Origin of the sequence: Fictibacillus norfolkensis (assembly GCF_014836645.1) — a bacterium.
Lineage (GTDB): Bacteria > Bacillota > Bacilli > Bacillales > Fictibacillaceae > Fictibacillus > Fictibacillus norfolkensis.
In genome coordinates, this window is sequence record NZ_JACSQM010000003.1 from 143,040 (window position 1) to 166,029 (window position 22,990).

Genomic DNA, 22,990 nt, shown 5'->3' on the forward strand with positions numbered 1-22,990 from the left:
TGGAGGTCTCGCTATGTATTTATACCGTTTTGAAGTGATTTCGAAATCAGAGGTTATTCCTGTTGTGATAGCCGCTTCAACAGATGAACAGGCTTTTCAGTTGGTTGACATCGAGCTGGAGAAGTATTTTTTGAAACAGCCTGAAGTTGATGAGATCTCTCTTTATGAAAAGAAAAGAATTCGAACGGGAAACGGATTCGTGCTGTATGAACGTGAAACGATATTAAATCCTTAAGGAGTGATGATGATGGGAAAAGTATATCTTGTCGGAGCTGGTCCGGGTGACCCAGGGCTGATAACCGTAAAAGGTCTGCGTTGTATTCAGGAAGCGGATGTCATTTTATATGATCGATTAGTGAACAAAGAGCTGCTCTCTTATGCAAAAACCGACTGCGATTTAATCTATTGCGGAAAACTGCCAAACTACCATTTCATGAAACAAGAAACGATAAATAGTTTCTTAGTTAAACACGCTCAAAAAGGAAAAGTAGTAACTCGCCTTAAAGGAGGTGATCCCTTCGTGTTTGGAAGAGGAGGAGAAGAAGCAGAAACACTTGCAAGAAGTCGCATACCGTTTGAGGTAATTCCTGGGATAACATCAGGGATTGCAGCACCAGCTTATGCGGGTATTCCTGTTACACATCGAAACATCGCTTCAAGCTATGCAGTCGTTACAGGTCATCGCAAAAAAGGCAAAGAAGATGAATTGAAGTGGGGAAGTCTAGCAAACGGTATTGATACGTTAGCAATCTATATGGGAGTGGGCAACCTAGGTTATATTTGCAAACAGTTAACGAAAAACGGAAAAAGTAAAGAAACACCAGTTGCTCTCGTTCAATGGGGTTCCCTAGAGAATCAACGAACCGTAACAGGTACACTCGATACGATTGAGGAAATCGTGATTAACGAACATATTGAGAATCCGAGTATGATTATTGTTGGTGAAGTGGTTCGTCTTCGCAGTGAACTGAAATGGTTCGAACAGCTGAACGATGAACGAAGTAAGCTTGCTGACGTAAGAGAGGCTTTGTAAATGAAGGCTTTGCTCTTTATCTGTCACGGTACAAGACTTGCAAAAGGACGTATGGAAGCGGAAGAATTTGTGAGACTCTGTATGGCACAAGTAGATGTTCCTATTAAAGAGATTTGTTTTCTAGAGCTTGCTGAACCCTCTATCGCTCAGGGATTTGAAAGGTGTATACAAAAAGGAGCAACGAGCATCTCTGTGATTCCTGTGTTCTTATTAAGTGCAAACCATATAAAAATAGACATACCAAAAGAACTTCAGCACTTGCAAAATAAATTTCCAGGAGTTGATGTAAATTACGGTCGTGCTTTCGGTGTACACGGTGCCATTTCGCATTTGTTGTGGGAGAAGATTACAAAAAGTAGAGTTAATTTGAGGAAAAATACACAAATCCTGCTTGTAGGCAGAGGCAGCACCGATCAGGATGTAAAACGGGACCTAGAAGCAATTGCATCTAACGTTCAAAATCATTACGGAATTCCTAGTATTCAAGCTTGTTTTCTAACTGGTTCAGAACCAAGCTTTGAGAAAGCACTCTGGAGCAGCAGCGAATCATATGAGCAAGTGATCGTTGTGCCTTATCTTCTATTTTCAGGACTATTAATAAACGGGATGAAACATACGATAACTCGCTATCAGCAGCAAACCGCACAAAACGTAGCTCTTTGTGACACGCTTGGCTACCACCCTATCCTTAAAGACGTTTTACTCACGCGTATCAATGAAACACTTGAAACAAAGAAGTATGCATTTTCTTAAAAAGCGAGGAATGCTATGTATCCCATACATGTAAACTTGATTGGTAAAACGGTTGTAGTTGTAGGCGGTGGTTGGGTAGCACATCGAAAAATTAAGGATTTATTGAATGAAGAAGCGAAAATTACAGTAATCAGTCCAACGGCTGATAACGAGATTCAGGAATGGCATGCTGAACGAAAGCTAACCTGGATAAAAAGAGAAGTGGTACGTGAAGATTTGGAAGAAGCATTTCTAATCGTTGCTGCGACCAATTGTAAAGAGATTAACTCTTGGATTGCAGAACAGATAAGTTCAAAACAGCTTGTGAATGTAGTCGATCAGCCACACCTTGGTAATTTTATTGTTCCTAGTGTTGTAAAAAGAGGTAAGCTCATCCTCTCCGTTTCCACATCTGGTGCTAGTCCGAGTCTATCTAAATCTATAAAAAAAGAGCTTCAGCAAAAATACAGTGAAGAATATGAAACGTATTTAGATTTTTTATTCCAATGCAGATCCATCATTAAGAATGAATTTCCGCAAAATTGTCGAAAAGCCTTATTAACAAAGTTAACAGATCAGTCCTTTTTATATGACGAAGAAAAACAGCGCTCGTATAAACAGGAATTATTAAAAAGAATAGATCGCAATTTAGTAAATGAACCAATAAATGAATAAATCCTTATCAAGAGAGGTAGAGGGAACGGCCCTATGAAACCTCAGCAACCAGCAGCTACAAGCTGAAAAGGTGCTAATTCCTGCGAGTTCAATTGTTGAACTTGTAAAGATAAGAAGACCCCGACGCTTAAAAAAGTCTTCTTTTATAGAAGGCTTTTTATTTTTATATAGGAGGCTATCATGAGTTTAATCACAGACTTACAACAAAACAAGATACTGATCGGTGATGGTGCGATGGGAACGCTTCTGTATTCGTATGGATCTGACTTTTGTTATGAAGAGTTAAATCTTTCTCAAGAAGAGCAGATCTATAACATCCATCGCGCTTATTTAGATGCAGGTGCTGATATCATTCAAACGAATACGTATGCAGCGAACTATTCGAAGCTCGAACGCTATGGACTTCAAGATCACGTAAAAGAAATCAACAAAGCGGCGGTTCAAATCGCCAGAAAAGCCGCTCATAACAAATATGTTGTAGGTACGATTGGTGGAATACGAGGCATTAAACCGAATAGCATTTCTTTGGATGAGATCAAACGCAGTTTTCGTGAGCAGCTGTATTGTTTGTTGATGGAGAATGTTGATGGCATCCAATTAGAAACCTATTATGACCTAGAAGAACTTGAAACTGTTTTAGAGATTGCTAGAAAAGAAACAACACTTCCGATCATTGCACAAGTGTCATTGCAAGAAGTCGGATTTATGCAGGACCGGACCCCGATTTCAGATGCTCTGACCCGGCTTGAGAACTCAGGTGCTGATGTCGTAGGATTGAACTGTCGTCTAGGGCCGTATCACATGCTGATGACACTTGAAGAAGTTGGATTACCGAATCAGGCTTTTCTTTCAGCGTTTCCTAATGCATCGCTTCCTTCCTATACAGATGGCCGTTTTAATTATGAGGGGGACGCTGATTATTTTAAAGAATGTGCCCATTTGTTCAGGCAGCAAGGTGTTCGTCTATTAGGCGGTTGTTGTGGTACGACGCCTGCTCATATACAAGCATTCTCTAGTGAACTTAAAAACTTAGAGCCTGTAACAGAAAAAGAAGTAAAACAAAGAAAGCAAAAGATTGTTATTCAATCAGCATCAAAACCTAAATATGTACCACTAAGTGAAGAAGTTAAGAAGAAACAATCCATTATTGTGGAATTAGATCCACCACGTAAACTTGATACGTCACGTTTTATGGAAGGAGCAAAGGCTTTAAAAGAAGCGGGGATTGACGCGCTTACTCTCGCTGATAATTCGCTTGCTTCACCCCGTGTCTGTAACTCTGCATTAGGGTCAATTGTGCAGTCCCAACTAAACCTTCGTCCGCTCGTTCATATTACGTGCCGCGATAGAAATTTAATCGGCCTTCAGTCTCACTTGATGGGTCTTCACACGCATGGCATTCATGAAATACTAGCTGTGACTGGAGATCCCGCAAGCGTCGGAGATTTCCCAGGTGCGTCGTCTGTATATGATGTCACGTCTTTTGAACTGATCAAGCTCATCAAGCAGTTTAATGAAGGATTATCTCTATCAGGGAAAGAACTTGGAGAAAAAACATCCTTTACGGTCGGGGCTGCTTTTAACCCTAACATCCGATCTATTGATAAAGCCGTTGAGCGGTTAGAGAAGAAAATTGAATACGGCGCAGATTACTTTATCAGTCAGCCTGTTTTTTCAGAGCAAAGACTAATAGAAACGTATGAGGCTACAAAGCACATTGATAAACCGATCTATATTGGAATCATGCCGTTAACCTCTTCCCGAAACGCAGAGTTTCTTCACCATGAAGTTCCAGGCATCAAACTATCAGATTCTGTACGTGATCGCATGAGCAAGTATAAAGATGATCCACAACAGGCATGTAAAGAAGGCTTATTGATCGCCAAGTCATTATTAGACACAGCCATGGAACTCTTTAACGGCATCTACCTGATCACACCATTCATGCGTTACGAACTAACCGTTGAATTAGCACAATATGCACGAGCTAACTCTCCATCACTTTTAGCCAGGAGGTCACAGAATGCCTAAGTCATCAATAGACAAACAGCTGCAATCAAAGATTTTAATAATGGATGGTGCAATGGGAACAATGCTCCAAGAAGCGGAACTCACACCAGAAGATTTTGGCGGTGAGGAGTATGACGGTTGTAATGAGTATTTAAATGTAACGGCACCCCATGTGATCGAATCCATTCATCATAAATATCTTGCAGCAGGCGCTGATATCATTGAAACGAATACATTCGGCGGTACAAATCTCGTACTGGATGAATACACACTTGGACATAGAGCTTATGAGATCAATAAGCTAGGAGCAGAAATTGCAAGAAAAGCCGCTGATGTTGTTTCAACAGAACAGTGGCCGCGTTTTGTTGCTGGCTCACTCGGTCCCACTACAAAAACCCTGAGTGTTACGGGCGGAACGACGTTTAATCTGTTAAGAGATGCTTATGCTGAACAAGCACGAGGATTGATTGACGGAGGTGCAGATTTTCTTCTTTTAGAGACAAGCCAAGATATGCTGAATGTAAAAGCTGGCTATTTAGGGATTGAGCAAGCTATTGAACAAACAGGAAAAAAGATCCCACTTATAGTTTCTGGAACAATTGAACCGATGGGAACCACACTTGCTGGACAATCAATTGAGGCCTTTTATATATCGTTGAAGCATATGAACCCGATCGCGGTAGGATTAAACTGTGCGACAGGTCCTGAATTCATGCAAGATCACATACGCTCCTTATCAAATCTGTCTACTACAGCCGTAAGCTGTTATCCGAACGCAGGTCTTCCTGATGAAGAAGGAAATTATCATGAAACACCAGAATCATTGGCTACTAAACTATCTGGGTTTGCAGAAAAAGGGTGGTTGAACATTGTTGGAGGTTGCTGTGGTACTACACCGGCTCATATAGAAGCACTTTCAAAAGTTATGAAGAACTATTCACCACGTCACCTGCAAGTATACGAAACTCATATGGTCTCTGGAATCGAACCTTTTATCTATGATGATCCTTCGTTAAGACCGATCATGGTAGGAGAAAGAACAAATGTAATCGGCTCACGAAAATTCAAACGGTTAATTGCTGAGGGGAAATTTGAAGAAGCGGCTGAGATTGCAAGGGCTCAAGTAAAAGGCGGTGCACATGTACTCGACGTTTGTTTAGCTGATCCTGATCGGGAAGAATTAAGCGACATGGAAGCGTTCATGAAAGAAGCGGTTAAGAAAGTGAAAATTCCATTTGTCATCGATTCTACAGATGAGGATGTTATTGAGCTAGCGTTAAAGTATTCACAAGGAAAAGCCATCATCAATTCCATTAATTTAGAAGACGGGGAAGAACGGTTTGAAAAGGTGATCCCGCTTCTTCATAAATACGGAGCAGCGGTAGTGGTTGGAACGATCGATGAGATCGGAATGGGTGTTTCGGCTGAGCGAAAATTGGAAATCGCAAGAAGATCGTATGACTTATTAGTGGATAAATATAACGTTTCACCTTCAGACATCATTTTCGATCCGCTCGTTTTTCCAGTGGGAACAGGTGATGAACAGTACATTGGCTCAGCGAATGCAACGGTTGAAGGCATTCGCCAGATCAAGGAAAACTTTCCACATTGCTTAACCATTTTAGGAGTCAGTAACGTATCATTCGGATTGCCACCGGTCGGACGCGAAGTATTAAATGCGGTGTATCTCTACCATTGCACAGGAGCGGGACTTGATTACGCGATCGTAAATACTGAAAAGCTAGAACGTTTCGCCTCTATTGCACCGGAAGAAATTGAGATGGCAGAAAATCTATTATTTCGAACAACAGAGGAAGCATTATCTACTTTTACAGACTTTTATAGAGGCAAAAAGAAAGAAACAAAATCAAAGCTGCCTGATATGAGTTTAGAAGAGCGACTGCACTATTATATCTTAGAAGGTACGAAGGAAGGATTAATTCCCGACTTAGAGATCGCATTACAAAAGTATGCTACTCCATTAAGAATCATCAATGGTCCTTTAATGGATGGCATGAAAGAAGTGGGCAGACTTTTCAATGAGAACCAGTTAATCGTTGCAGAAGTCCTGCAAAGTGCGGAAGTCATGAAAGCATCTGTTGCTTATTTGGAACCTTACATGGAAACGAATGATGAATCTGCTTCAAAAGGAAAGGTGTTACTTGCTACAGTTAAGGGTGATGTTCATGACATCGGTAAAAACCTGGTAGATATCATTCTAAGTAATAATGGATTTAAAGTTGTAGACCTAGGGATCAAAGTAACGTCTCAAACGTTAATTGAAGCGATCAAAAAAGAACAACCAAATATTATCGGACTTTCTGGATTGCTCGTAAAATCTGCTCAACAGATGGTGTTAACGGCAAACGATATGAAAGAAGCGAACATTTCAACACCCATTTTAGTCGGCGGTGCTGCATTATCAAGAAAGTTTACAGACACGAAGATTTCAAAAGAATACGAAGGAATGGTTCTTTATGCAAAAGATGCGATGGAAGGTCTCTCGTTTGCAAATCAGATTCAAACTCCAAAAGAGTTCGACCGACTATCGGTAGAACTTGCACAGAGAAAAAAGACGATAGCTCTAAACTCTGAAATCAATGAAAGCTCTGCAGGGGTTGCAACTGCCGTTAAAGTGCGGTCAAAGGTTTCAGAAAATGCTCCCGTTTTTGTTCCGAACGATACAGAAAGACATATTCTAAAAAACTACTCACTCTCACATATTCAGCCTTATATCAATCAACAGATGCTACTCGGACATCATCTTGGTATAAAAGGCAAAATAACGAGATTACTTCAAGAAAAAGACGAGCGAACACTTGAAATTAAATCATTGATCGATCATCTTTTAAAAGAAGCGAAAGAAAAGAATTTGATTCAACCTTCCGCTCTATATCAATTCTTCCCTGCACAAAGTGATGGAGACCAGATTCTGATCTATGATCCGATTGATCAAAAGACAGTAATAGAAACGTTTGACTTCCCGAGACAAAACAAAGAGCCTTATCTTTGTATTGCAGATTATTTACGCTCAAAAGAAAGCGGGAAAATGGACTATGTTGGTTTCTTTTCAGTTACAGCAGGGACAGGTATTCGTGAACTCGCTGCAGAATATAAGAAAGAAGGACGATTTCTTGAAAGTCATGCACTTCAAGCTTTAGCTTTAGAAACGGCAGAAGGTTTCGCTGAACTTCTTCACCAGCAGATGCGAGATCGCTGGGGCTTTCCTGACTCGGTAGATTTTACGATGAGAGAACGATTTTCCGCTCGTTATCAGGGACAAAGATTTTCATTCGGCTATCCCGCTTGTCCAGAATTAGAAGATCAGCAAAAGCTATTTAAATTGTTAAAGCCAGAAGATATTGGTATTCAACTTACTGATGGGTGCATGATGGAGCCAGAAGCCTCCGTTTCTGCGATTGTTTTTGCTCATCCAGAAGCACGATATTTTAATGTGTTAAGTTAGAAAAAAAGCACCTGATTGAAGTTTCAGGTGCTTTCATCATTCGGATTTAAATAAAGAAAGGTGTTTTAAGTTTTAGATGTTTGAAAAAAAGCTTTATGAGCAGATGGAGGAAAAGCAAACCACTCGGCTACAGCATCTGCTTGTTCTTGATTTCTTACACCTTCTAATAAAGTATTAACAACATGCTGCGGCAAAGGTTGAGTCATCGCATTCGTCCATTGTGTAACTTCAGCTACATATGTTTTTATTCGATTCCAGTAAGATAACCCAAGTTTTTCGTCCCATTTGTCGTGTTTAAAATCAACAAGTGTTTCGTACAATTGCTCTGCACAGTATGAGGACAGATTCGAACCTTGCCCAGTGATGGGATCATTGAGAAAGACGCTGTCACCACAACCAATGACGAGCTTATCATTAAATGACATGTAAGGATGGCGAATTACTGGTTTGATGGCGACCTGTAGAAAAGCACGGTCATCAATTAATGAGAATTCTTTCGGATTCAATCGTTCATGAATATCTGGAAAAAACTCTTCAACTGCCTTTTTCATTTGTTTGTTGAAAGCTGTGGAGTCTTTAATCGTTTTAAACGTGTCTAGTTCTTTATGAGGGACCGCCATGATAAATAGTATGGTAACTGAACCTTTTTCAGTTTTTGCAGGAATTTCAAACATTTCACCAATTTCAGGGAGGACCGTGACATTAATTCCTAAAGGCTTGTGTTGGGTAACACCTGTAAAGTAACCTACTATACATTTACGCTGAGGTACATCAAACGGTGAAAGTTCTTCTATAGAAGGAAAGGAGAATAGCGGGCCGGATTTCCCTGTGCAATCAACAACCAAGTCATAGTGTTCTACAAGTGATTCAACATTTTCATTGTCTACTTTTTGTTCTTGAAACGTAACACCTTTTGAAGCTAAATCCTCCATACAAGTTGCATAATACAGTCGTTGATCTACAGATAAGGCATCTTCTTGCAGCATACCGGTAAAAAGCTTTTGGTTTCCAATCGTTACTCGGACACATTTTAACGGTTCGGTATCATGCCATTTTGGCATGTGAAAACTGGTTTCGCGAGATAGGGTCGGTCCGAAATGAACTTGAGTTGACATAACTCGTCCAGAACGTATCTTTTCTGGAGAAGTAGAGTGAATAACCGTAACTTGAAAATCCTCTCTGAGAGCATAAGCGAGCTGTAAACCAGAGGTACCGCTTCCGACAATACAAATCTGTTTCTTCAAGATCATCGCTCCTTCTATGTATTTTTTGTAAACAAAACATTGAACTCGTAACGCTCTCAGTCTATTTTTGATTCCGAATTTTGTAAATGCGTCTTTTTGTTTAATTTCATCTAGGTACATATAAACAAATCATATGTTGAAGAAAGCGGGGAAGCGGGTATGATAAATCAAATTGAACATTCATTATCTGAATTATTAGCTTCTGGCAAAGGAATGTATGGCTGTTCTTTGTTTGATTTTAAAACAAAAGAGAGTTTTGCTTTCCACGAAAATGAATCATTCTATGCTGCTAGTATTATAAAGGTACCCATCATGGCTGCTGTTTTTGCACACGCATTTGAAGGGAAGTGCCGCTTAAAGGATAAAATTCAGATACATGAAGAAGACTTTGTACCTGGGGATGGTATTTTGAAGCATTTATCTGCAGGTATGGAATGGACAATTAATGATCTAATTGTGTTAATGATTATTGAAAGTGATAATACTGCAACAAATGTTTTGATTGATTTAGTAGGTATAGAGAACATAGCATCACACATGATACGATGGGGATTTAAAACAAGCCAACTGCATCACAAGCTGCAAATTTCACCCGACAGAAAACGTGGTGGATTCAATGTTATAACACCGAATGAAATAAATCAGTTTTTAATCCAATTAGCATCAGGTAGAGTTGTATCAATGAAAGCATGTGATCTGATGATTAAGATTCTAAAACAACAGAAGATGAACGAGTTAATTCCAAGTTTACTGCCAGAGGTAGAAGGTGCTATTGGAATGATTCAGAATTGGGAAGCAGCTCACAAGACAGGCTATGTTTCAGGGGTGGAACATAATGTAGGATTATTCTATTTTCCAGGTCATACATACGCAATTTCTGTATTGAGTAAAAACGTTCCAAATCGAACTGAACCTAAGCAGATTATGGGAGAAATCGGACAATTAATATTCAAATTCAATGCTTCAAGACAAAAAAAAGCTAATGGATGCTTCTAGTCCATTAGCTTTTTTATGTTAACAAATTGAATCTGTAGATTTAGGATTTCTCAATCCGAACATCGGTCGAACGAACAAAGCTAGATACGTACCTAACATAGCCATAACTGCCCATACCCAGCCGTGAAGACTAAATGAAGCTATTCCGCTAAAATAAGCACCAATGTTGCAGCCGAATGCTAAGCGAGCACCATATCCCATCAATAATCCACCAATTATGGATGCGCCAGCAATACCGGGTTTGATCTTTCCAGGTTTAAACGTTCCTTGGAAAGAAGCTGAAATAAATGCACCAAGAATAATGCCGAAGTTCATTACACTTGTTCCATCTGTAAGGACACTTTTTGTGAGAGCTTCGCCATTCTTGCCATCAAAATAACCCCAAGTCGATACGTCAACACCAGTTGCCATCATGGCTTTGCCGCCCCATAATGCAAATGCTGATGTGATACCCCATGGACTTCCTTTAACCGCTAGTGTAAGTGCATTTAATAATGCGAGCACAATTGCAGCTGTAAATAATGGCCATGAGCCACGAAGCACCTTTTTCCAACCAACTGTAGTTGGGAGAGGCTTCATCATAGGCGGCTTTTTCTTTTTGGCTATTTGAACGGTTATCCAATAGATTAGTCCAAATAATCCTAATTGGATTACTAAAGCGCCAAAAAAGCCGAGACCTGGAATTTGATTTAAAGAAAGTGGTGGTAAAGAAGGCAATCCCATCCAAAATGCGAAGTGGTAAGCCCCAAGAACAGATCCTGCAATAAATGAGATAAGGGTTAAAATCATTGACGAAGATCCGCCACCTAAAGAGTAAAGTGTTCCTGATGCGCACCCGTTTCCGAACTGCATCCCAATACCAAAAAGAAAGGCACCAACTAAGATACTAATGCCAACTGGTGATACATTTCCTGTGGGTTCAACACCAGTAAAACTAAAACCAGTACTAAAAATAATGGCAAATAATACGGATGCAACTGCAAGCATCAGCATATGTGCTTGAAGTCCTTGAACGTTGCCGACTGAAACCAATCTGCGAAATGCTGAGGTAAAGCCAAAGCGTGCATAAAGTAAAGCTCCACCAAGTGCTAATCCGATGATAAAAAGGCTGCCTTGTGTCCAGCTCGCAACTTTAACTGTAAATAATAGCAGAATCATTGCTGCTAATACTCCTAAAAATACGTAAGTTCTTTGCATAGGCTGTAATTTTGTAACAACAGTAGTGTGCTGAAAAGATCGTTGTTTATTTGATGAAAGATAAGTTTCTGTTTGCTCCATAACTATAAACCCTCCAAATCCTATGAGTTATGTCGGAATTATAGCATTATACTATGAATCCATTAATATGAAAAGTTATTTTGATTTATTCCACTAATGTCCATGTCGAAAAAGTGAAATCAATCATTAAATAATAAGGATAGATAGGGAAGGGGAATAAAAATGTCTAAAAGAAGAAATCACTTTCATAATAACTGTTTTTCATGTGATGATTTGAGTAGAGCAGGACTTGGTTCTGGAATCGCAGTAAAAGAAATATCTTTCCAACCATTAACGACAACGACTACAACTTTTCCAATACTAATAACACTTGATGATGGAGTAGCGACTACTGGTATTGAATTTTTGAGAAACGGTGTAGCTTCAGGTTTACAAACTCTAACAGGCGGTGTCTATGACATAGCATATTTAATTAGTTCCACAGTCACAACTACAACTGGAGTTGCAAATACACTGCTATTCGAGCTTGTTACGAGCACAGGGAGGGTAATTGCAGATTCAACGTCAACTCAATTCTTTCCTGCCGCTTCACCAGCAGGGTTTTCAGCGAATACAAATTTGGAGCTAGGGCTGAATGTGAGATTGATGCCAGGAGAATCCGTTTCAATTATTTTGAGATCAATAACTCCATTAATATCTGCAGGAACGATTACAATTAATACAGCATCATTGTTTATTACACCAACTCCAACTATTGAAGAATTTAGAGAAGAGTCATCGAACTGTTGTATAGAATCAAGCATTCATCATTGTAAGAAAAGTAGTTTGTTTGGTGGTCAGAAAAATTCGCAGTATAGAAAAAGATAATAAAATTTTGCTGTGTCTTAAGATGTGGCAAATTACATACATTTAAGCTCGATTTTTTAATTTTCGTCTCACTATCTTAAGTAATCTTTGGTTTTGAGACTTGTTTAAATATGTTTTACATAGTTGCCGAGAATAGATATTACGTTAACTAGTAATAAATAATTAACTTACTTTTATATATAATCTCATCCCCTAGTAGTTAGTTTTTTGTGTGTAGTAAAATATAAACACCAATCCAAAAATTTGCGATTGGTGTTTTCTTACACTAAATATTATTTTCATTACTAATGGAGTTATATTTCAGCTGAAACTCTCCATCAGTATTTAACCAACGATAAAAAGTATTAATACCTATATTTGCACTCTTACAAGCCTCTGGCAAATCTCCATTTAAATTGTAATGATAAAGTAATTTTAATTTTCTTGCTTCTATTGCAGATTTATTGGCCTTAAATGGACGATCTTTTAATTGTTCTGGTGGCATCTTTTCTCTGTTAAATTCAATGTATTTTCTTACAATATATAAGTTTTTATCTTTGTAAATCCATTGCCCAAAGTTATAAACTGTTTTTCTCCCAGATAGGAATAATCTATGATACTTTTCCTTACTAACTATAAAAGGTTCAAATGAATAACATTCTAATCTTTTCTTAAGATGTTCCATGAATATTTGTGAGCCACCAACAAAAGATACTGTTCTTTTTTCAAAATTAATATTCCCATCGCCATCAAAGAAACCCCTAACAAAATGACTTAAATACTCCTCTGGTACATTTGGAAACTCTAATGTTGTTGACTTCTTTGGAGTCATCCCATGTAATTGCATAAGATCTTCTTTCATAATCTTGCTAGAGATATTTAATAAATGTACGCCTGTTCGTGGATTAGTTTTGATGGGATGTGTAGACTGAAGTTCTTTTCTTATATCTTCGAGGATCTTGGGGTATTTTTGTGAAAAACTAACCAATTGCAAATCTTGTGGCAAGCAACCATCAGCAGCGAAAAAACCCAACACATATGCCATAGATGCTGACCATGTTTTGAAGTAATCTTCATTCACTGAATAACGTCTTAACCAGCTGCTATGTGGTTGTCTTTCAACGTTGTTTTGCTGCAGAACAGAATTGATATATCTCGCTGTCACATTTGCCTGTAATGCAATCTCTTTACTGCTCATACCGCTTTGAAATTGTTCAATAATCGTAGGAATACTCATGGTGCATTTCTTTTTACGCATACCAATCAACTCCTTTATTCACTTATAAATATTATACCGAACATTTGTTCTCTAGTCTAGTTTTTGGCACTTTTCGCAATAAAAAGACGCTATCTTAAATGACAGCGTCCTAAAAAATTTCTATTTCATTAACTTTTTGATGATCTTCAAACCATATTTGGCGTTCGGATATCGAAAACTAAAGTCAAATTTATTCGTTTGGTTGAGCACACTTTTGTTATGAGAAAACGCAACGAAACTGGACTCACCGTGATAACTTCCGATCCCGCTCTCTCCTACTCCACCAAACGGCAGATAAGGTGTGGCGATGTGCATCAATGTATCGTTTATGGATCCACCACCAAATGAGATGTTATTCACCACTTTTTCTTCGACCTTTTTGTTAATTGTAAATAAGTAAAGTGCGAGTGGTTTTGGACGTTCTACAACAAATTCAATCACTTCATCAATGCTTTCGTATTCCATGACTGGAAAGATGGGTCCAAAGATTTCATCACTCATAACAGGTGAAGAAGTATCAGATGGAGCTATTAAAGTTGGTTCAATCTTTTCACTGGTTTCATCGTATCGACCACCGAAAAGTATTTCTCCTTCTGATAAGTAACTTTTTAAACGATTAAAATGACGATCATTTACGATCTTACCGAATTCTTCGTTCTGCAGTGGGTTTTCTCCGTAAAATTCTTTGATGACTTCTTTAAATGTATCAATGAATGGTTGACGTATGTTTTTGTGCAAATAGATATAGTCTGGTGCTATGCATGTTTGGCCAGCGTTCGTGAACTTTCCGAACGCTATGCGCTTCGCAGCAAGCTTGAGGTCTGCTGTTTCGTCTACGATACAAGGACTCTTGCCACCTAATTCTAATGTGATAGGAATAAGCCTCTTACTTGCTGCTTCCATCACAATTTTACCTACAGGTACGCTGCCTGTGAAGAATATATAATCCAATGGTTGATCGAGCAATATTTGATTGGTTTCGACTCCGCCTTCTACGACTGCGATAAAGTCAGGATGGTAGTATTCTTTGATCAGTTCATCCAATAGTTTTGACGTTTGTGGCGTAAGTTCAGATGGTTTTAATATGGCCGTATTACCAGCTGCGATAGCACCAATTAACGGAGCTAGTTGCAGTTGAAACGGGTAATTCCATGGAGCAATGATTAATGTGACTCCATAAGGTTCAGCAATCGTATACCCCTTTGAGCCAATATGAGTTTTTGCTGTTTTTACTTTTTTTGGTACCATCCATTTTTTAAGATGTTTTTGAGTATGACGAATCTCTTCTAATAAAAAGCCGATCTCAGTTGTGTAGGCTTCGGCTTCGGATTTATTTAAGTCTGTTTTTAAAGCGTGAAGAATCTTTGCTTCGTTGTTTCGAATAAGCTTAGATAGATTGTTCAAAGCTTTCATACGGAAATCATATGATCGAGTTACTCCGCTTCTAAAATATGTTCTCTGAGCTCGTACGAGTTTGTCGATCGATTCCTTTTTGTTGTCTTTCATCGTGTTTGGCTGATTCAAGCTTTACGCCTCCTACAACATAAAATTAAGTGTTTAAACTTATGAACATGTATTAGTGAAATCACTATAATATGTTTACGATAGGTAGTCAATCATTTTGACTTTTCTCATCTATTTTAGTGATACATTACTAAAATAACCCTAAAAAAAGCGAACTAAACAAAAAGACCCTTTCCATGTAAAAGAAAGGGTCCGCTATTTGTAATTTTAGTCTTGCGGAACGGCAGAAACTTGCCACTCTACTCCATATTTATCTGTTACTTGGCCATATGATGGGCTCCAGAATGTTTCTTGTAGAGGCATTGTAACTTTCCCCTCTTTAGAGAGTTTCTCAAAAACTTGTTTTGATGATTCTACTGAATCGATTTGAATCGCGATGGTTACTTGATTTCCAATCGTATAAGGCATCCCTGGAAAATTATCAGAAAGCATCATAACGGTATCGCCTACTTTGAATTGAGCGTTCATTACGCGGTCCTTTGCTTCTTCCGGAAGTGGATGATTAGGATCCTCTGGCATCTCTCCGAATGTTTGAAGTGAGATAAGCTCTGCGTTAAAAGCATCAACATAAACTCTACTGCTTCTTTTCCGTTTCCATTTGTTACTACATAAGGATTCACTGCTACAATCATTTTTAGCACCTCATCGTCTGATTTTTTCGACCATAGAACATTTGTTCGTTTTCATTGTATCAAACTTTATTTCCCATTGCTACAATTTTTATTTCTACTAAAACAGATCTACACCTTCTTTTTCATATAAAAAAGAGAACCCTTTAGGCTCTCTTTCATCTTCATCATTTTAAATCAATACTATAAATTCCAAATCCGTTTGCATCTGTTTTGTTAGTGTATTGAATCTTGCCTGTCTCACTCGTATATTTTTGACCATTTGGTGATGATAGGAATGTTACATTAGCATTTCCGCTAATCGGAGCAATCGACCAATTATTATCCGCAGTTGGCGTAATCTCTTTCATCTCTGTAATGTAATCCATTAAGATCTGACGGTTCTCATCAGCAGAGTCAACTACATATTCGCTGCCTTTTACACCTGGGAAGTTTCCGCCACCACCCGCTCTGTAATTGTTAGTTACTACTATAAAATCTTGGTTAGGATCGACTGCTTTTCCATCGTACGATAGATTCACGATACGATTGCTATCAGCATTGATCACTGCTCCGTTTTTGTCATACTTAGGAGCTTTAGTTACATCTACCTGATAATTAACGCCGTCGATTACGTCAAAGTTATAGACAGGAAAGCCTGCATCTAAAAGTTCTTGTGTTTCTGTTTTGTTTGGATCAATCGTCTTAAATTTACCTGCAGACATTTCTAGCCATTCTTTTACAACAGATCCTTTTACTTTAAGTGCTTTTAACGTGTTGTCATAAAGGTAGAGGTCACCTGCGCTTCGAATCGTAAGTGGTCCTTTTTGAATCTCAGTAAATTCACCTACGCCATTTCTTCCTGCTTTAAATGGTGCTCCAACTGAAAGAATAGGAAGATCTTTGTATTCTGGCTTGTTTAATGAAATGTATTTTTCTACATACCATTTCTGAGCATTCGTTACGACTTGAACAGATGGATCATCTTGAACGAGTGCAAAGAAGCTATGAATATCGTCCGTCGTTGAACCGATCGGTGTGTTTACGTACTTGATCGTAGCTTCATGAGCATTTTTAACAGTCTTAACCACTTTTTCGTCTGGCTTAACCGCAGCGGCACTTCTTACAGAAGATTGAGAGGAAACCACTTTCCATCTTCCACGATCTTGTTGAAGTGTTAAGTCGATCAATCCGAGTGATCCTCCACCATAGCCTGCTTGCACAGCTGGTACACCGTTAATTGTACCTTTTGCATTCTCAACACCAGGAAGAACATTACCTTTTGCGTCTTTAAACAATGAATCTAATGATTTCTCATCAGCAGCCGGGAATATCTTATGTGTGTGCGAGAACGTAAGAGCATTAATTCCTTTTACTTTGCTGAGTGCATAAATCACATCCTCTGTGTTCGTTTCACTTCCATTAAAGCCTGAGTGAGCTTGAGCGATGATGATATCTGCACCTTTTTTCTTCATCTGCGGGATGAACTTTTCCGCACTTTCAATAATATTTTTTGTGATTACTTTTCCATCAAGGTGTGATTTATCCCATTCATTGATCTGTGGTGGTACGAAACCAATATAACCGATCTTTAAAAGCTTTGGTCTGCCGTACTCATCTCTAACGAACTTCTTAACGATTTTATAGGGTGTGTATTTGTTCACATCATTTTTAGGATTGTTATCATGGTCATCTACGTATACGTTAGCGTTTACAAAAGGAAAATTAGCATCATCGTACGTCTCTGCTAAAAAGTCGAGTCCGTAATTGAACTCATGGTTACCGAGTGTTGCCATATCATAATCCATAAGATTCATAGCTGCGATAGCCGGATGAACTTCTCCGTCTTTTAACGGTGCAATCTTTGCTTTGTATGTACCAAGTGGCGTACCTTGAATCAAATCTCCATTGTCGACTAACACACTGTTCTGACTGTACTTTAAGTCTTCTCGAGCTGTTTTAACCAGTGTAGCTGTCTTTGCTAGTCCAACGTTTTCAGATGCAGCATTTTTGTAATAATCGAAGTTAAGTAGGTTTGTATGAATATCTGTTGTTTCCATGATTCTAAGGTTAACTTTACTTTTGTGTTTTGCTGGCATTTTAGCGATGGCTTGGCCCGCTAGAGGTGAACTTAATAGACTGATAGCTAATGTAAGGGAAGCTACTTTCTTAACATTTTTATTCATAACAATAACCCCTTTGTTTCATATGATTGAGACTAACTGGTCAGATCAAGAAAGATAGGAATATATTTAGATTCAACTAGAGATCTGAACATTTTGGTCCCAAGGAAGATTATAGTCTTCCTTTTCTGATAATACTAGCTTGTTTTTTCAAGATTCTGTGCATTCTTACACAATGTGTATCTTTTCAACGTATACATATAGTATAGTAATCTTGTAGTACCCTTTAAATTCCCACAAATGAATCGAAAGGAATGAACAACAAAATGGCTAGATCAAAAGCTAAGAAAATGAGAGAAAAAAGAGTTCGTGAAGGAAAACGAAATCCCATTCATGATCGAAGTGCTTTTGCTCATCAAGAGATGTATAATCTGATGACAACGAAGAAAACAAAATCAAGAAGTGAAAAACTTAATCGTATTAAACATAAGAAGCGGCTATCATCCACTGGTTTCAGTGAGGATCATAGCCGCTTCGTCGTTTATACCGCTTCCTTCTGACTTTTTTGCACGTGAGAAACGATCACTTTTTTAGACTTTGTGTTAAATAGTAAATTCAGTAGAACAGCCATCAAACTTCCAGCTACGATTCCGTTTTCAGTAAGAATTTGAATACTTTCCGGAAGTCTGCTGAACAGTTCAGGTTCAACGGTTACCCCTAACCCCATTCCAACTGAGCAAGCAATAATAAGAAGATTTTCTTGTTTAGCGAGGTCCACTTCACTTAGCATTTTGATTCCAGATGCAAACACCATTCCAAACATGGCAACCATTGCTCCTCCCATAACTGCTGTTGGGATTAATGTCGTAAGTGCAGCTACTTTAGGAATCAAGCCAAGGAAAATCAACATTCCCCCTGCAACATAGATCACCTGTTTTGCTTTTACTCCAGATAACTGAACAAGGCCTACATTTTGTGAATATGTCGTATAAGGAAAGGCATTAAAGATTCCACCCAAAATGATGGCAAGACCTTCTCCTCGATACCCTTTCGTTAAGTCTTTTGGTGTTAAGTTTCTGTCGCATATCTTTCCTAACGCCATAAATACACCTGTTGACTCAATCAAACTTACGATAGCCACTAAAATCATGGTAATGATCGCACCAAGTTCAAAGGTAGGAACTCCAAAATAAAAAGGCGTTGGCATGTGAACCCATGATGCTTCCTTAACTGGCGTGAAGTCAACTAAACCTAAGAATACAGAAACTATAGTTCCCGCTATGAGACCGATCAAGATAGAAACAGAACGAATGAAACCTTTAGAAAATCGATATAAAAGTAAGATAAATGCTAACACACCAAAAGAGAGCAATAAGTTTTGTGCTGAACCAAAGTTCTCGCTTCCCGCTCCGCCTGCCATGTCTTTGATTGCAACGGGTATTAATGTAATTCCTATAATCGTTACAACAGTTCCCGTCACGATGGGTGGGAAAAGCTTAAGAATTTTTCCAAACGCTCCGGCAAAAATAACAACGAATAGACCTGCTGCAATGATGGAACCGTAAATGGCACTCATTCCATATTGTCCACCTATAGCAATCATCGGTCCTACCGCTGTAAAGGTACAGCCTAGGACAACGGGAAGACCCACTCCGAAAAAGCGATTCTGCCAAACCTGTATAAGTGTAGCTAGTCCACAAGTTAGAAGATCGATAGCTACTAAATAAGCTAATTGTTCAGGAGATAATTTCAGTGCACTACCTACTATCAAAGGTACGATCACTGCTCCTGCATACATAGCAAGAACGTGTTGAATCCCTAAAGAAAATACTTTACCCTTCTTCATGATGACATCACCTCAGATTGGATGAAAGATATCCCGTTCGTGTTCATTTCTTTTATTCGCGCGATCGATTCAACACGATATCCTTTTTCCTCAAGTTTTTCACGACCAACTTGAAACGACTTTTCGATGACGATCCCAATTCCAGCGATCATAGCATGAGCTTGATCAACGAGGTCCGCTAGACCAAGTGCTGCTTCACCGTGAGCTAGGAAATCATCGATGATCAACACTCGATCACCAGGCTGAATGAATTTCTTAGCAACAGAAATTTCGTTTTGTTCTTGTTTTGTGAAAGAATAAACACCTGATGTTAAAAGACCCTCAGTTAAGGTTAATGATTTCTTTTTTCGAGCAAAGACAACAGGAACATGTAATTTCAATCCTGCGAAAACGGCAGGTGCTATACCGGACGATTCTATCGTAACGATTTTTGTAATTCCTTCATTCTTAAAACGATCGGCAAATTCAGTACCTATTTTCAGCATGAGATCTGGGTCGATCTGATGGTTCAAAAACGAGTCTACTTTTAATACGGACGGTGACAATACGATCCCTTCATCACAAATTTTCTTTTCTAAAAAATTCATTTTTCCACCCCATTGTTTGATTTAAACACAAAAAAACCGGAGAACGCCTTCTCTCTGAACGAGTGAAGCAATTCTCCGGTTAAAACAAAATCGGAACACATAAATAGCCCAATACATCTATAGAAAGATGCATGGAAAGTTTGCGTCACTCGTAGTCAAACCCTTAACGGGGGTTTGGTAGAAACTTGCAGGCCATATCCCTGCGATTATACGAGCTGTATGAAGTTAACTCACATTATACGACAAAGGTTTGGAAATGAAAACCTCTTTAAGCGATTTTGCGATTTTTGCTATTCTTTGGAGTATATCTATGGAAGATCGGATAAACTAGAAAACCTAAGAAAAATAATCCGATTCCTAAAGTAAAGGTTTTTGCATCCGCTGTTCCGGAAATAATAACCCAGCTAGAGTAGATGAATGCTAACGAGGCAATCGCACCGTCTCTTACGCGTGATCCTTTTATCTCTTTATAGGTTTCTCCACTATAGACAAGCTTTAAAAAGTAAATGGAAGAAATCAAGTACGGAATTAAATATGCGAGCGTTGCTGAAGTAGTTAAGAACGTATAAGCTTCACCAATCGTACCTGAAATCGTAGAGAAGATAAAAATTTGAGACATAATGTTTGTAACAGCTAATGCGTTCACTGGGCTTCCGTTCTTATTCACTTTAGCGAAGATAGCGGGAAACACACCTGATTTAGCTGCTTGATAAGGAACTTCTGAACTTAAGAGAATCCAGCCGATCGTTGAACCGAATAAAGAGATAACAGCTAACAATCCCATTAAAGAAGCTCCCGTATTTCCAATCAGAACGGATAATACATCAACGAACGGTTTGTCTGAACTCATTAGAACCTCACGTGGAAGAACATTCATTGTAAGTAGTGTTGTAATCATATAAATGCTTAATGCTATAAATAGACCCACAATCGTTGCTTTTTTTACATCTCGTTGTGAAGAAGCTCTTCCGGATAAGACTACAGCTGATTCAATCCCGACAAATGCCCATAATGTAGCAATTGCCGCCATATTGATCTGACTTCCAAGACCATGAGAGGTCCCTTCATTGTCTACAATCGGGAAGTAAGCATCAGCAAAGATGGTTGACTCTACTGCGAAGAGTGCAGCCACAATAAATAACATAAATCCAATTACCTTAGAAGCAGTTGCAACAAAATTAAGTTTACCTGCTCCGTTCATGCTCTTGATTAAAATAAAATGTGTGAACCATAGAAGAACGGTACACACTGTAAACGTAATAAGCTTACCTAACTGAATATCTTGACTGAATACTGTTCCGATAACCTTTGAACTTCTCATCATTGGGAAAAATGTTGATAAATATCCAGCAAAACTCGTGATGATTGCAACGTTGCTGATCCAATTCGCGACCCAATATCCCCACACCATACTAAATCCAGCTACATTACCTGCTTTTGGATTGGAGAACAAAGCTCTTGCATAACTTTGAGGACCTGCTGTTAATTCTGGTTTTCTTATGGCTAGTGACCCAAAAACTAACGCGATCATCAATACGCCAAATCCTGTAACTGCCCATGCCGCTGTAACGCCAAGTGGACTAGCTGTTTGAGCTAATGTGTTCGGTAACATGAAGATTCCCGAGCCTACCATGTTTCCAACGACAAATGCAGTTAGCAGCCACACGCTCCAATTATTATTTTTCATGATGTAAGTACCTCCTGTTGATATAAAGTCAATAAAAAAACACGTATGGAAACGCCCATACGTGAATATAATCAGCATCCTCCAAAAATCTCTAATAGCTCAACGCAGAAAGTTCTGCGACAGTTCTGCACTTGTTCAATGCAGCCCCAATGGGTTGTTACGTGGATATCAACCCATTTCGGCATCAATTCCTTTTAAACTGTTGTCAAAAGCACCACTTGCCTCTAACAGTTCTACTCATAATTCATGCGACCTCTACCTCACAGAGATTAATGTGAGGACTTTTATTTAATTCATTTAGTGTAACGTTTTGTAGATTAACAGATTGTTCTTTATGCGTCAATGTTTAACCATTATTTATAATCCGAACTCTGCCTGATGGTTTCGTAGACTCTTTTTCCGATTAATGCGTATCCTTTTTCATTAGGATGAAGCTTGTCAGAGAAATAATCGCGTTTATTCTTGTCGATGAAGAGGTCATCCGTGCGTATATAAGCGGTATTTTTATTTTTCTTTGTCACTTCAATCGTAGATTGATTCCAATTTGATACTGCCTCGTTGACAACAGCCATATCACTCCATTCAGCTTTAGGGTTATAGATCCCTAAAATATAGATGGTCTTCGGATTTTCTATATTTTGTACCTGTTGTATGATCTGGTTCAGGTTCTCCTTATAGATTTCCTCGTTCGCTGCAAGCTCTTCTTTGTTGAATTTCGTTAATAGATCTGTGCTCTTCAGAAAATCATTCGTTCCAATATTGATGAAAATCACATCAGAACTTTTAGCTGTCTTTGCTATCTCAGGATTTTTCAACCGCTTACGCAAGTCTGTGCTTGTATCATTTGGAACTCCAAAGTCATGTACAACAAGATGTTTGTTTAAATCCTCTTCATACCGATCTTCAACATCTCCTATATACCCATTATCCTTTGTATCACCTAATCCGTATGCGAGTGAATCTCCAAGAGCAGTAACTTCCATTTCTTTGGAATTGAAGGAGTATACCCCAAAAGCAACGCCTAACACAATAATGATACACGCTATCATTATCAATGATATTTTCTTCATGTTCCTACCTCCGACTTTCTAGTTGTTTATTCTAAGTATGTATCAGGGGGAATTTCTTTAGACCCTT

Annotated in this window: 18 protein-coding genes, 1 pseudogene and 3 riboswitches; of the genes and pseudogenes, 9 read left to right on the top strand and 10 right to left on the bottom strand. The window is 38.7% G+C overall.

The annotated features are described in order from the left end of the window. Positions 1-13 precede the first annotated feature (13 nt). The 6 genes from H9648_RS08065 (at position 14) to metH (ending at position 7,916) form a co-directional block, all read left to right on the top strand. Entirely contained in the window at positions 14-235 is a 222-nt protein-coding gene (locus H9648_RS08065; protein ID WP_191753389.1) for a DUF3906 family protein, read from the top strand. 9 nt (positions 236-244) lie between these two features. After that, positions 245-1,033, top strand: a complete 789-nt coding sequence (cobA, locus tag H9648_RS08070; RefSeq protein ID WP_191753390.1) for a uroporphyrinogen-III C-methyltransferase — start codon at positions 245-247, stop codon at positions 1,031-1,033. After that, positions 1,034-1,786, top strand: coding sequence for a sirohydrochlorin chelatase (locus tag H9648_RS08075; protein ID WP_191753391.1), 753 nt, complete (start codon positions 1,034-1,036; stop codon positions 1,784-1,786). It abuts the gene before it with no gap. Between the two features lie 15 nt (positions 1,787-1,801). Next, complete coding sequence (locus H9648_RS08080) at positions 1,802-2,440, top strand: NAD(P)-binding protein (protein WP_191753392.1); 639 nt, start codon at positions 1,802-1,804, stop codon at positions 2,438-2,440. A 1-nt stretch (position 2,441) separates the two neighbouring features. Continuing rightward, a riboswitch (SAM riboswitch) is annotated at positions 2,442-2,556 on the top strand. A 64-nt stretch (positions 2,557-2,620) separates the two neighbouring features. Beyond that, positions 2,621-4,471, top strand: a complete 1,851-nt coding sequence (locus H9648_RS08085; protein WP_191753393.1) for a bifunctional homocysteine S-methyltransferase/methylenetetrahydrofolate reductase — start codon at positions 2,621-2,623, stop codon at positions 4,469-4,471. Further along, on the top strand, positions 4,464-7,916 hold the full coding sequence (metH, locus tag H9648_RS08090; RefSeq protein WP_191753394.1) for a methionine synthase: 3,453 nt from the start codon (positions 4,464-4,466) through the stop codon (positions 7,914-7,916). The genes H9648_RS08085 and metH overlap by 8 nt, the downstream gene beginning before the upstream one ends. Before the next feature lie 65 nt (positions 7,917-7,981). On the opposite strand, the gene H9648_RS08095 is transcribed toward metH, so the two are convergent. Further along, complete coding sequence (locus H9648_RS08095) at positions 7,982-9,166, bottom strand: styrene monooxygenase/indole monooxygenase family protein (protein WP_225218803.1); 1,185 nt, start codon at positions 9,164-9,166, stop codon at positions 7,982-7,984. 153 nt (positions 9,167-9,319) lie between these two features. On the opposite strand from H9648_RS08095, the gene H9648_RS08100 reads away from it, so the two are divergent. Then, positions 9,320-10,156: a serine hydrolase gene (locus H9648_RS08100; RefSeq protein WP_191753396.1), complete on the top strand. Its 837-nt coding sequence runs from the start codon at positions 9,320-9,322 to the stop codon at positions 10,154-10,156. A gap of 18 nt (positions 10,157-10,174) precedes the next feature. Here the strand turns inward: H9648_RS08100 and H9648_RS08105 are convergent, their stop codons facing one another. After that, positions 10,175-11,434 (bottom strand): YeeE/YedE family protein, encoded by a 1,260-nt coding sequence (locus H9648_RS08105; RefSeq protein WP_191753397.1) that lies wholly within the window; start codon positions 11,432-11,434, stop codon positions 10,175-10,177. 162 nt (positions 11,435-11,596) lie between these two features. Here H9648_RS08105 and H9648_RS08110 point away from each other — a divergent pair, with 162 nt between their 5' ends. Next, a complete protein-coding gene (locus tag H9648_RS08110) occupies positions 11,597-12,241 on the top strand; it encodes a hypothetical protein (protein ID WP_191753398.1) in 645 nt (214 codons plus the stop codon). A gap of 265 nt (positions 12,242-12,506) precedes the next feature. Here H9648_RS08110 and H9648_RS08115 read toward each other — a convergent pair whose 3' ends face one another. The 4 genes and pseudogenes from H9648_RS08115 to H9648_RS08130 all read right to left on the bottom strand — a co-directional run bounded on the left by H9648_RS08115 (position 12,507) and on the right by H9648_RS08130 (position 17,796). Then, positions 12,507-13,478 (bottom strand): endonuclease, encoded by a 972-nt coding sequence (locus H9648_RS08115; RefSeq protein WP_191753399.1) that lies wholly within the window; start codon positions 13,476-13,478, stop codon positions 12,507-12,509. A gap of 120 nt (positions 13,479-13,598) precedes the next feature. Continuing rightward, complete coding sequence (locus H9648_RS08120; RefSeq protein ID WP_191753724.1) at positions 13,599-14,984, bottom strand: aldehyde dehydrogenase; 1,386 nt, start codon at positions 14,982-14,984, stop codon at positions 13,599-13,601. A gap of 225 nt (positions 14,985-15,209) precedes the next feature. Continuing rightward, positions 15,210-15,634, bottom strand: a pseudogene (locus tag H9648_RS08125) (VOC family protein). Positions 15,635-15,798: 164 nt separating this feature from the next. Beyond that, positions 15,799-17,796: a bifunctional 2',3'-cyclic-nucleotide 2'-phosphodiesterase/3'-nucleotidase gene (locus H9648_RS08130; protein ID WP_191753400.1), complete on the bottom strand. Its 1,998-nt coding sequence runs from the start codon at positions 17,794-17,796 to the stop codon at positions 15,799-15,801. A 263-nt stretch (positions 17,797-18,059) separates the two neighbouring features. On the opposite strand from H9648_RS08130, the gene H9648_RS08135 reads away from it, so the two are divergent. After that, on the top strand, positions 18,060-18,293 hold the full coding sequence (locus H9648_RS08135; RefSeq protein WP_191753401.1) for a hypothetical protein: 234 nt from the start codon (positions 18,060-18,062) through the stop codon (positions 18,291-18,293). Here H9648_RS08135 and H9648_RS08140 read toward each other — a convergent pair. From H9648_RS08140 to H9648_RS08155, 4 genes are all read right to left on the bottom strand, one after another. Further along, the gene (locus tag H9648_RS08140) at positions 18,275-19,579 is read right to left on the bottom strand and encodes a nucleobase:cation symporter-2 family protein (protein WP_191753402.1); all 1,305 of its coding nucleotides are present in this window, start codon (positions 19,577-19,579) and stop codon (positions 18,275-18,277) included. The two genes, H9648_RS08135 and H9648_RS08140, sit on opposite strands and share 19 nt — an antisense overlap. Then, positions 19,576-20,166: a xanthine phosphoribosyltransferase gene (locus H9648_RS08145; RefSeq protein ID WP_191753403.1), complete on the bottom strand. Its 591-nt coding sequence runs from the start codon at positions 20,164-20,166 to the stop codon at positions 19,576-19,578. Before H9648_RS08145 ends, H9648_RS08140 begins: the two co-directional genes overlap by 4 nt. A 132-nt stretch (positions 20,167-20,298) precedes the next feature. Next, a riboswitch (purine riboswitch) is annotated at positions 20,299-20,400 on the bottom strand. Positions 20,401-20,434: 34 nt separating this feature from the next. Then, positions 20,435-21,856, bottom strand: a complete 1,422-nt coding sequence (locus tag H9648_RS08150) for an amino acid permease (protein WP_404825672.1) — start codon at positions 21,854-21,856, stop codon at positions 20,435-20,437. A gap of 84 nt (positions 21,857-21,940) precedes the next feature. Beyond that, positions 21,941-22,119: riboswitch (Lysine riboswitch) on the bottom strand. A gap of 87 nt (positions 22,120-22,206) precedes the next feature. Next, positions 22,207-22,923 carry a GDSL-type esterase/lipase family protein gene (locus H9648_RS08155; protein WP_191753405.1) on the bottom strand — a complete coding sequence of 239 codons (717 nt, stop codon included), beginning with the start codon at positions 22,921-22,923 and terminating at the stop codon, positions 22,207-22,209. Positions 22,924-22,990 lie beyond the last annotated feature (67 nt).

Excerpts from the sequence above, each read along its gene's own strand:
- H9648_RS08080 (WP_191753392.1), top strand. The coding sequence starts at position 1,802 with ATGTATCCCATACATGTAAACTTGATTGGTAAAACGGTTGTAGTTGTA.
- H9648_RS08145 (WP_191753403.1), bottom strand. The coding sequence starts at position 20,166 with ATGAATTTTTTAGAAAAGAAAATTTGTGATGAAGGGATCGTATTGTCA.
- metH (WP_191753394.1), top strand. The coding sequence starts at position 4,464 with ATGCCTAAGTCATCAATAGACAAACAGCTGCAATCAAAGATTTTAATA.
- H9648_RS08130 (WP_191753400.1), bottom strand. The coding sequence starts at position 17,796 with ATGAATAAAAATGTTAAGAAAGTAGCTTCCCTTACATTAGCTATCAGT.
- H9648_RS08110 (WP_191753398.1), top strand. The coding sequence starts at position 11,597 with ATGTCTAAAAGAAGAAATCACTTTCATAATAACTGTTTTTCATGTGAT.
- H9648_RS08140 (WP_191753402.1), bottom strand. The coding sequence starts at position 19,579 with ATGAAGAAGGGTAAAGTATTTTCTTTAGGGATTCAACACGTTCTTGCT.
- H9648_RS08075 (WP_191753391.1), top strand. The coding sequence starts at position 1,034 with ATGAAGGCTTTGCTCTTTATCTGTCACGGTACAAGACTTGCAAAAGGA.
- H9648_RS08135 (WP_191753401.1), top strand. The coding sequence starts at position 18,060 with ATGGCTAGATCAAAAGCTAAGAAAATGAGAGAAAAAAGAGTTCGTGAA.
- H9648_RS08105 (WP_191753397.1), bottom strand. The coding sequence starts at position 11,434 with ATGGAGCAAACAGAAACTTATCTTTCATCAAATAAACAACGATCTTTT.
- H9648_RS08155 (WP_191753405.1), bottom strand. The coding sequence starts at position 22,923 with ATGAAGAAAATATCATTGATAATGATAGCGTGTATCATTATTGTGTTA.
- H9648_RS08065 (WP_191753389.1), top strand. The coding sequence starts at position 14 with ATGTATTTATACCGTTTTGAAGTGATTTCGAAATCAGAGGTTATTCCT.
- cobA (WP_191753390.1), top strand. The coding sequence starts at position 245 with ATGATGGGAAAAGTATATCTTGTCGGAGCTGGTCCGGGTGACCCAGGG.
- H9648_RS08085 (WP_191753393.1), top strand. The coding sequence starts at position 2,621 with ATGAGTTTAATCACAGACTTACAACAAAACAAGATACTGATCGGTGAT.
- H9648_RS08095 (WP_225218803.1), bottom strand. The coding sequence starts at position 9,166 with ATGATCTTGAAGAAACAGATTTGTATTGTCGGAAGCGGTACCTCTGGT.
- H9648_RS08100 (WP_191753396.1), top strand. The coding sequence starts at position 9,320 with ATGATAAATCAAATTGAACATTCATTATCTGAATTATTAGCTTCTGGC.
- H9648_RS08115 (WP_191753399.1), bottom strand. The coding sequence starts at position 13,478 with ATGCGTAAAAAGAAATGCACCATGAGTATTCCTACGATTATTGAACAA.
- H9648_RS08120 (WP_191753724.1), bottom strand. The coding sequence starts at position 14,984 with ATGAAAGACAACAAAAAGGAATCGATCGACAAACTCGTACGAGCTCAG.